Genomic DNA, 10,052 nt, shown 5'->3' with positions numbered 1-10,052 from the left:
CGCCCGGTCCCGTTCCGAACCCGGAAGCTAAGCCCCATCGCGCCGAGAGTACTGCGGGGCCAGCCCGTGGGAGGCCAGGGCGCCGCTGACCGGTGGACGGCACCGAGCCGTCATCGAGAATCGAGAAGGGGGAGGCCTCGCGGCCTCCCCCTTTTTTGCGCCATATACAAGCTGTGCCTTGTGAACGGACTCTTCCTTTGACTCTCTTACTGTTTGGCTGTTTTTTGAACCGTCGCTTTGTATTTGCGCGATAATTACTCGCATTGACGTTAGGGAGGGCTTGATGTTTACCGTTTTCGTTTTGGGCAATATTGCTTCGGGTAAATCGACTGCCTGCCGCTTTCTGGAATCTCGCGGAGCCCTGCTTATCGATTTAGACGTTCTTGCCAAATCGCTGTACGTACCGGGGTCGGATATCGTCAATGCTCTTGCTGAAGAGTTTGGCTGGGATATTTTGGACGAGGATGGCGGTGTTCGACGTAACGTTCTCGCTTCTCGAGCTTTTGTTTCTCCCGATACGGTTGCAAGGCTCAATAGTATTGTGCACCCCGCTCTCATTGAGCAGCTTTCGCTGAGGATTCTCGATCCTGCTTGCTGTACGGTTTCGTCCCCCCGCTATCCCTTTGCGGCGGTCGAAGTATCTGCTCCGACTGGCTTTGAGGACGCCTTTGGCCTTGCGGATGAAATTATGGTTGTTAGCGCTCCTTTAGCGGTCCGTCGCGAACGCGCTATTCACCGTGGTATGGAGCCATCCGATTTTGATGCTCGCTGTGCTTGCCAACCCGATGAGTCTTCGCTTTGCAGTCTCGCCACGACCGTGATTGATAATGCAGCGGGCGACAGCTCGCTCTTTGAACAACTGGACGCGTGGCTTGCTCGCCATGGCCTTATGGATGCTATGGATAAGGAGACGACAGATGCCTAAGACGCGTTTCTTTACGTGGTATCGCCTTGTGCCGCTGGTTGTCGTTTTCGTCTTTGGCCTTATCTCGCTCGTTTACTCGTGTGCTCCCGCCGCTTTCTTTAAACCGTTCTATCCGATTGACTATGAGGCGTATGTAAAGCAGTCCAGTATTTCGCATAATCTCGATCCGTATCTGGTGTGTGCCGTCATCAAGTCGGAATCAAACTGGGATCCCGAGGCGGAATCAAATCAGGGCGCCCAAGGTCTCATGCAACTTATGCCCGAAACCGCTCAGGATATGATCGCTAAGGGCCTTGTCGACGGGGACGAGTATTCTGCCGATAACCTGAATGACCCCGCTTCGAATATCGAATTTGGGTGCGCGTATCTCTCGTACCTGCTGACATATTTCAATGGTTCGACGGATAGCGCTATTGCTGCTTACAATGCCGGAATGGGCAATGTCGATGGGTGGGCGCAGCAAAACACATCGCTCCATAACGCGATTGCCTTTCCCGAGACGCAAGCCTATTTGATTCGTGTCAATAATGCCTGGATTCGCTATAAGACCCTCTATCCCGACCGGTTCGTATAGGACTATGCCTGCCGCCTGCGTATACTGCAGATGTATGAGTTAGGAGTATCCATGGCGGATTTTGAAGTTGAGCGAGTTGGCGGAGAGCTCAAACGTTTTGGCGTTGAGGGCTCCGAGGTACCGTTTGAGGTCGTGTCTCCCTATGAGCCTGCAGGTTCCCAGCCAAAGGCCATTGAGTCGCTTGTGCAGGGTGTGAGGGACGGAGACCGCTATCAGGTTTTGCTTGGCGTGACCGGCTCGGGCAAGACCTTTACCATGGCCAAGACCATCGAAGCTCTCGGTAAGCCAACGCTGGTCATGGCCCCCAACAAAACCCTCGCCGCCCAGCTTGCGAGCGAGCTCAAAGAATTCTTTCCCAACAACGCCGTGGTCTACTTCGTCTCGTACTACGACTACTATCAGCCCGAGGCATATGTGCCGCAAAGCGATACGTATATCGAGAAGGATGCTTCGATTAACGAAGAAGTCGAGATGCTTCGACATCAGGCGACCGCCTCGTTGCTTTCTCGACGCGATGTGATTGTCGTTGCTTCGGTGTCCTGCATCTATGGCATCGGCTCTCCTGAGGACTATGCGGGGCTGGCGCCGAATGTCGACAAGAAAGTACCGCTCGAGCGCGATGACTTTATCCATGCGCTCATCGACATTCAGTACGACCGGAACGACTATGACTTGGCGCGTGGCACCTTCCGCGTGCGTGGTGATGTTGTCGATGTGTATCCGCCCTATGCCGAGCATCCGTTGCGATTTGAGTTCTTTGGCGATGAGGTCGAGCTTATCGCCGAAATCGATGAGGTTACCGGTGAGATGCTTCGTGAGTATGAGGCTATTCCTGTGTGGCCGGCATCGCACTATGTGACCGAGAAGCCCAAGGTCAAGGCGGCCTTGAAGTCGATCAGCGAAGAGTGCGAGAAGCGCGTGGCGGAGCTCAAGGCGACCGACAAGTTGCTCGAGGCGCAACGTCTACAGCAACGGACCGATTATGACCTCGAGATGCTCGAGACGATGGGCTTTTGCAACGGCATCGAGAACTACTCGCGTCATCTGGACGGGCGTAAGCCGGGTGAACCACCGTTTACCCTAATCGATTACTTTCCCAAGGACATGCTCTGCATCATAGACGAGAGCCATGTGACGGTGCCGCAAATTCGTGGCATGCATGAAGGCGACCGTTCGCGTAAAGTGACCCTGGTGGAGCACGGCTTTCGCCTGCCCTCGGCGCTCGACAATCGCCCGCTTCGTTTCGATGAGTTTGAGGCGAGGATTCCACAGTTCATCTACGTCTCGGCCACGCCGGGCGACTACGAGCTGCGGGTGAGCCAAAACGACGTGGAGCAGATTATTCGTCCGACCGGCCTGCTCGACCCCAAGATCGACGTGCGTCCCGTTCGCGGTCAGATTGACGATCTTGAGGACGAGATTCGCGAGCGCGTTGCCCGCAAGGAGCGCGTGCTGGTGACCACGTTGACCAAGCGCATGGCCGAGGACCTGACCGACCATCTACTTGATGCGGGCATTAAGGTCAATTACATGCACTCTGATACGGCGACAATGGACCGTGTCGAGATCCTGCGAACGCTGCGGGAGGGCAAGATCGATGTTCTCGTTGGCATCAACCTGCTTCGCGAGGGTTTGGATCTTCCCGAGGTCTCACTGGTGGCAATTCTCGATGCCGATAAGGAAGGCTTCTTGCGCAACCGCCGTTCGCTGATTCAGACGATTGGCCGTGCGGCCCGTAACGCCGATGGCGAAGTCATCATGTATGCAGACGTTGTGACCGATTCGATGAAGGCGGCCATCGAGGAGACGCAGCGCCGTCGCGAGATTCAGATGGCATATAACGAAGAACATGGCATTGTGCCCAAGACAGTGCGCAAGGCCATCAACGACATCTCAAGTTTTATTGCCGAGGCCGAAAAAACTGTGGGCTCCAAGGGACGCTCGAAGGGCGACTCTCTTGGCCATGGCGCATTCTATACGCCCGATGAGTCGGGCGAGGGCGGTGTGCCGGAAACGGTGGCGCCCGAGCAGACACTTGCGGAACAGTTGGAAGAACTACCGCATGACGAGCTTGTGCGGATCGTCGAAACCATGGAAGAGGATATGCGTAACGCTTCTGCCGCCATGGACTTTGAGGAGGCGGCGCGCCTGCGTGATGCTGTCGTTCAGATTCGGGCGATGCTCGAGGGTGCGTCTGAGGACGAGACGATCGAGCGCTTGCGTTCGCAGGCCCGCAAGGGTTCCACGTTCGCATCGGGTAGAAAACGCCAGGGTGCACGGTTTAAGAAATAGCGAACAGGCCCCGAGCTCCATAGGGAGCTCGGGGCCTGTGTCTTTTGCGCGCTGGAATTCGTTCGCTAGAGGTCTGCGATCAGGGCTTCGGCACAACGGATGCCGTCGGTGGCCGCGCTCATGATGCCTCCGGCATATCCAGCTCCCTCACCACAAGGGTAGAGGCCCGGGGTCGACACGGCATGGCACGTTCGGTCTCGGGTGACAGTGACCGGTGAGCTCGAACGAGTCTCCACGCCGGTAAGAACGGCATCGGGGCAGTCGTAGCCCCGTAGCTTTTTTCCGAGTAGGGGAAGTCCCAGTCGGAGCGACTCGACGATATGCTGCGGCAGGGCTTCGTCAATTGCCGTCCAGGTCACACCGAGCGGATAGGTGGGCTTTACCTTTCCGGGCGCCTTGCTGGCGCGTCCTGCGAGGAAATCTCCGACGAGTTGTGCCGGTGCGTTCCAGTTGGAACCGCCCAGGCGATAGGCGGCCGCCTCGCAGGCGCGCTGGAGCTCGATGCCGGCGAGCGGGTCATCGTCGGGAAGGTCCTCGGGCGTGACGTTAACGAGCAGGGCGGCATTTGCGTTACGGCCGTCGCGGGCATTGAGGCTGGCGCCGTTGACGCACAGGTGGCCCTGCTCGGAAGAGGCGGCGACAACCTGCCCGCCGGGGCACATGCAAAACGAGAACACGCTGCGGCCGTTGGGAAGATGAGCGACGAGTTTGTAGGGGGCTGCTCCGAGGGCAGGATGTCCCGCCGAGGCTCCATATTGGGCTCGGTCGATGTCGCGCTGCGGATGCTCGATGCGAACGCCCATGGCAAAGGTCTTTTGTGCGAGGGCCACGTTGTGGTCCTTAAGGAGTTCAAAAATATCGCGAGCAGAATGCCCGCAGGCGAGGATGAGGTGCTTTGTCTCAATTGGCTCGTAAGCGGCGTCTTGGGACGATTGGACATCAATACCGGTGATGGCGCCAGACGCGTCGATGCGAATGTCGACGAGTTTTGTTCGATAACGGACGACACCTCCGAGCTGCTCGATGCGCTGGGATATAGCGGTAACAACCGTGGGAAGGATGTCGGAGCCAATGTGCGGCTTGGCATCCCACAGAATATCGCGGGGCGCACCCGCCTCGACGAAGGTTTCGAGGATGAGGCGATGGGCGGGATTTTTGGTTCCCGTATTGAGCTTGCCGTCCGAGAAGGTCCCCGCGCCGCCCAGACCAAACTGGATATTGCTCTCGGGGTCGAGGATACGCTCCTTTAGAAAGAGGTCGATCGCCTGCGAGCGGCGAAATGCCGGGTCGCCGCGCTCGATGAGCAAGGGCTTAAGACCTGCTTCGGCAAGGGTGAGTGCGGCGAAAAGGCCGGCGCATCCGGCACCGACGACGACGGGGCGCTCTTTGGGTGCGCCGGAAACGGGGGAGGGGAATGAAGGCTCATCGTCTTCTATCGCGCGTACGCGCGAGCGGTCACGCTCGGCAACACTGTCGACCGCTTCTCGCTCGAGGTGGGGACTAGTCAGCTCAACACGAAAGCTCAGGATAAAATGGACGTCTCGTTTTTTGCGAGCGTCGATTGACTTGCGGTGGAGCTCGATGGACTTGATCTCGGAGTCCTTGCAACGTAGGACGCGCTTGGCGAATCGCTTGCCAACAATGAGGCAGGCATTTTCATCGCCGGCTTCATCGAGTGACGCGTTGACTTGGGTGATTTCGATCATCGAGGTCTCCTTAGAGGCAAGAAAGAGGCCGTCCGGTATCCCAGACGGCCCGAATGCGTTTTTGATTATAGACTGTGCGGCTACAGGCTGCTTGCAGCGCGAATGCCCGAGATCCAGGCCCACGCAAGGTTAAAGCCTCCGCAATCGGCGTCGATGTCGAGCGCTTCGCCGCAGACGTATAGCGGGGCGTCGACAACGCTGCACGCGTGTAGACTGGGTGTTGAGATGCTCTCGACAGATACGCCACCACGCGTGACCTGCGCCGAGCGCTCCTCGGCTGTTCCCTCGACGAGCAACTTAAAGTGCTTGAGGATCGAGACCAGGTGGACGACATCGTTGGAGCCTGGATGGCACTGCTCGAACGCTGTGCAGACGACGCGGGAGAGTTGCGGGGCGAGCATGCCGTCGAGCCAACGGGGATCGCGGGGCGAAAAGCCGCCGAGCAGCTTAACGCGCCTGTTAAGCATATCGAGCAACTCGTCTTTAGAGAGGTCGGGGAAAACGTCGAGCAGGATCGTATCGCCGCGCTGGATACGACGGGAGAGGTTGAAGACAGCGACGCCCGAGATACCGAAGGTTCGAAACAGTACTTCACCGTCTTCGTGCCAGAGCTCACTATGGTTACGGGTGAGCGCCAAGCGGGCGCGGACGCGCAGACCATCCAACGTCTTGAGTGCCGCCCGATCGCCGACGACCGTTGCCGATACGGGGCAGAGGATGGGGCGCAGCGAAGTGAGGGGGAGGCTAAACGTATCGGCGATACCGGTGGGGTTGCCACCCGTGGCGATAATTACGGCATGTGCCTCCAGGGCCTCGTTCTTGCGAGGGACATCGGCGAGTGCTTTCCGAAGCGAGCGGAGCTCCGATTTTCGGTCGTCGTGCTTTTTTGCCTTGAGCGCCCGCGCTGGACGGTTTATTTGGAGTGCCCAGCCTTCGGAAGCTTTGTGCGCCGAGGCAACGTTGGCTCCGCAGATTAAGGTGATACCTAGGCGGTCGCAAACGTTGAGAAGCGCGTCGCGTACCGATTCGGCGCGAAGGGAGCGCGGGTACAGCCGGCCTTCCTCGGAGGTTGTCATGATGCCCAGCGAGGAGAAGAAACCCATAAGCTCTTGTTCGGGCTGGGGGCCCATGACGGATTCGACGAATGCGGGGTGGTTATACCGCTGTGGATCAATCGATTCGTTGGAGAGGTTGCAGCGACCGTTGCCGGTCGCAAGGAGCTTAAGGCCGCAGGCGACATCGCGCTCAACGATGCAGACGCTTTTGCCAGCGCGTGCGGCCGTAATGGCGGCGGCGAGGCCTGAAGCCCCGCCGCCGATTACCAGGACGTCATAGAAGGCGCTCGTGTTCACTTAGGCCTCGTCGGTCTCGTGCGGGGCAATGGCCTCGACGGCAGAGACTGCCTGAGGCAACATGCCGTCGGGCAGCGCGGTCTCGACCTCGCCCTTATCGCAGGCCTCGGCGAGTGCCGGATTAATGGGAAGCTGGCCCAAGATGTCGAGGTTATAGCGCTCTGCGACCTCGGGGAGCTTGCTCTTGCCAAAGACCTCGATCTTCTTGCCGCAGTCGGGGCACTCAATATAGCTCATGTTCTCGACAATGCCCAGAATGGGGACGTTCATCTTCTCGGCCATGTTAACCGCCTTGGCGACGATCATCGAGACCAGATCCTGCGGGCTCGTGACGATGACGATGCCGTCGACGGGCAGTGACTGGAAGACGGTGAGCGCGACGTCGCCTGTTCCCGGAGGCATGTCGACCAGCAGGTAGTCGATGGGGCCCCACGAGGTCTCGCTCCAGAACTGCCTAATGGCGCCTGCGATGACCGGACCGCGCCAAAGGACGGGGTCGGTCTCGTTTTGGAGCAGCAGGTTGGAGCTCATGACCTTGACGCCGTGCTCGGAGATTTCGGGCAGCATAAGGTTGCCAAGGGCATGGACGTGGCGTCCGCTCATACCGAACATCTTGGGGATAGAGGGACCGGTGATGTCGGCATCGAGGACGCCGACCTTGTGGCCGTGACGGGCAAGCTCGGTGGCGATGGCACCGGTGACAAACGACTTGCCGACACCGCCCTTGCCGGAAAGCACGGCGATGACGCGTTTGACCTCGGACAGCGTGTTCTCCTCAAATTGCGACGGCGACGTTTGTCCGCCGGCGGCCTGTGCGTGCTCGCAACCCATGTATGACTCCTTTGTATATGTTGGGGCCGGGGCCCCGTGATGTGACACGAGCGTCATTGTACCCTCGTTTGCGAGCGGGAGTCATTTGTGATGCATTTGGGCCGAGCGTGCTTGCAATGCGATGGGCCCAAGCGAATGAGCGGGTTTACTGAACTTTGCTGGCGAACTCGAGGTATTGGATGCGCTGCAGCTTGTCGATCGTCGAGGCGTATGGGCTGTCTTCAGATTCCAAGTCGTAGCGCAGCCCGTCGGCACCAAGATAGCCGGCGACATTGATGGTGGGCACATCTGACCTTGTTGCAAGCAGAGCCTTTTGATAGTCGGTGAGCGGGGCGCCGATCTTATTAAGGGTAATGGCTGCAATCTCGTTTGCCCCGACGGTGTCGTAGACGTTGAGCTCGGTATTGCCGGCGATTTCATAGTTAGCCCAGACGAAATAGGTCGACTGATAGATACGGAAAGCGTGGCTTGCCGTATCTTCCTGAGGGTACAGCTCGTCGTTGAGAGTCGTTGCGGCGCTCGGCTGATGGTCGCCAAAAAAGACAAGAACAACCGGTCTGCCGATATTGCGGAGCTCGTTGATAAAGTACTCGAGGTCCCGGTCGGATGCGTTGATGCAGGTAAGATAGGTGTTGAGCGCGCTATTGGCGCCCTCGCTGGCTCCCTCGACCCAATAGTTTGTCAGCTCCTCGGCGGGAACGGTGCCATAGTCGTAGCCGCCGTGATTTTGCATCGTGACGTCAAAGATGAACTGCGGGGCTTCGTCGGTTCTAAGCAGGTCGAGTATCTTGTCGTAGGTGGCGTAGTCGCATACGCCGGCATGGTAGCAGGGCGCACCTTCGAAATCGCCGATTGAAAGAAAGTCTCCAAACCCCAGCTGCTGATAGATTTTATCTCGATGGTAGTTGACGGGGTTTTGCGGGTGCATAGCGGTAGCGGTATACCCAAGCTCTTTAAGGTCCTTTGCCAGGCTGTTGACGCCATTCATCTGATACAGCTGATAGGGGATTTTGCCTAATCCGACAAAGGCCGTTGTCGCTCCGGTCAAAAATTCGAATTCGGAGTTCGCCGTTCCGCCACCGGCGACCGAAGCGAGCATGGTGCCGCGAACAAGTGTGTCGGGAAGCGAGTTGTAGAATGCGGGGCCGGTGTACCCGGCCGCCTGGAGCTGCTCAAAGCACGAAAGGTCGCTAAAACTCTCGTTCATGACGGCAACAATCGTCGGCTTGATTTCATTGAACTGGGCAACGGCCGCCGCGCGCTGCTCGCTCGAGCCATACGTGCTGTCGTAGGTGGCGGCGAGCTCCTGCTCGATGCTCTGCGCCTCATCGGGCGTATAGTCTTCGGGCTTCTCAATGGGCAACTCGTTGACCATTTCGGTGAACGAAGTGATAAAACCCTGAGACGCATACGTGGTGATGGGCTGCCAACGGTCAAATCCAAAATTCAGCGCCTGCTCCAAGTCGATGCTGGAAAAGCCCGAGAGCCCCACAACGGTCACTAGCAGAAAAGCGCAGAGGTTAGCGGCGATTGCGGGGAAGACATGGGTGGGCGTACGGAGCTTTCTCGGTCGGATAAGCGAAAGAAGCCCCAGGGAAATCTCTAGCAGGGCTAGAGAGGTTACGATTCCGGCGGTAAAGGTAAACTCGTATCCCTCGCTCACTTCCATTGCGGTGCCAAGGGCCAAGATATCGCTTGGCAGGATGGCCTCGCCTTTAAACGTTATGACGAAGTGCTCGGCAATGCCAAGGATGCAACAGACGACGGGCACGAGGACCATGACGCCTCCATGACGCTGTCCCAGCAAATAAAGGGAGAGCAGAACCGTCGCGAGCAGCCCGACGGAAAATCCGAATGAGTTGGCGGGAATGCGATAGAACGTTTCGTTGCAGGAAATTTCGAGTGAAACGAACGAGAGCGCTGAAACAGCGGCGATGACAAGGATGTCACGGCAAATACAGGCAACCGTTCCCGTCGCAAGATCGGTTTGGTCGATAAGTCCCGAAACCAAGGGCTCGACAAGAAGTATGACGGCGGCAGCACCGAGCGCCGAATAAGAAAGGATCCATAGGGAACTGTCCTCATTTACGAGCAATTGATTCGTAATCCATGCAGCTACCATGCCGAGCGGGATGAGGAGCGTCGCGCACCAAAAGACGCGGGCAATGGGCGGCTTTTCATTGTGTTTGATTGAAAAATACACGCGCACGACGACGGTGGCCACGATAAGGACGGCGATGAATATGGGCAGATTGGCCATGTCACTCGAAGTGATTTCAAGGGGGATATCTTCGGTCATGGACGTTCCTCTGTTACAGCAAATTAAGTTCAGTATTAGATTACTGTAACCTTTCCACGGCATTTCGAGAAAC

Annotated in this window: 7 protein-coding genes and 1 rRNA gene; 4 read left to right on the top strand and 4 right to left on the bottom strand. The window is 57.7% G+C overall.

Annotation, left to right across the window (positions count from 1 at the left end; translation table 11 throughout):
* The 4 genes from rrf to uvrB all read left to right on the top strand — a co-directional run.
* Positions 1 to 91: ribosomal RNA gene (gene rrf, locus ACTQV4_RS06205) — 5S ribosomal RNA — on the top strand; the annotation flags it as partial.
* A 192-nt stretch (positions 92 to 283) separates the two neighbouring features.
* A complete protein-coding gene (coaE, locus tag ACTQV4_RS06200; protein ID WP_154517538.1) occupies positions 284 to 925 on the top strand; it encodes a dephospho-CoA kinase in 642 nt (213 codons plus the stop codon).
* Positions 918 to 1,499, top strand: coding sequence for a lytic transglycosylase domain-containing protein (locus ACTQV4_RS06195; RefSeq protein WP_441032774.1), 582 nt, complete (start codon positions 918 to 920; stop codon positions 1,497 to 1,499). The genes coaE and ACTQV4_RS06195 overlap by 8 nt, the downstream gene beginning before the upstream one ends.
* A gap of 51 nt (positions 1,500 to 1,550) precedes the next feature.
* Complete coding sequence (gene uvrB / locus ACTQV4_RS06190; protein ID WP_441541182.1) at positions 1,551 to 3,791, top strand: excinuclease ABC subunit UvrB; 2,241 nt, start codon at positions 1,551 to 1,553, stop codon at positions 3,789 to 3,791.
* 65 nt (positions 3,792 to 3,856) lie between these two features.
* On the opposite strand, the gene ACTQV4_RS06185 is transcribed toward uvrB, so the two are convergent.
* The 4 genes from ACTQV4_RS06185 to ACTQV4_RS06170 form a co-directional block, all read right to left on the bottom strand.
* The gene (locus tag ACTQV4_RS06185; protein ID WP_441541184.1) at positions 3,857 to 5,497 is read right to left on the bottom strand and encodes an NAD(P)/FAD-dependent oxidoreductase; all 1,641 of its coding nucleotides are present in this window, start codon (positions 5,495 to 5,497) and stop codon (positions 3,857 to 3,859) included.
* 80 nt (positions 5,498 to 5,577) lie between these two features.
* Entirely contained in the window at positions 5,578 to 6,849 is a 1,272-nt protein-coding gene (locus ACTQV4_RS06180; RefSeq protein WP_441541185.1) for an NAD(P)/FAD-dependent oxidoreductase, read from the bottom strand.
* Complete coding sequence (locus ACTQV4_RS06175; RefSeq protein ID WP_427718672.1) at positions 6,850 to 7,680, bottom strand: Mrp/NBP35 family ATP-binding protein; 831 nt, start codon at positions 7,678 to 7,680, stop codon at positions 6,850 to 6,852. It lies immediately after the preceding gene.
* 145 nt (positions 7,681 to 7,825) lie between these two features.
* On the bottom strand, positions 7,826 to 9,979 hold the full coding sequence (locus ACTQV4_RS06170) for an LTA synthase family protein (RefSeq protein ID WP_441541187.1): 2,154 nt from the start codon (positions 9,977 to 9,979) through the stop codon (positions 7,826 to 7,828).
* Positions 9,980 to 10,052: the final 73 nt, after the last annotated feature.

The sequence above is a fragment of the Collinsella sp. LCP19S3_B11 genome (genome assembly GCF_052121915.1).
Classification (GTDB): domain Bacteria; phylum Actinomycetota; class Coriobacteriia; order Coriobacteriales; family Coriobacteriaceae; genus Collinsella.
Note: the sequence above shows the minus strand (reverse complement) of the source record. Positions and strands in the feature narration are given on the sequence as shown.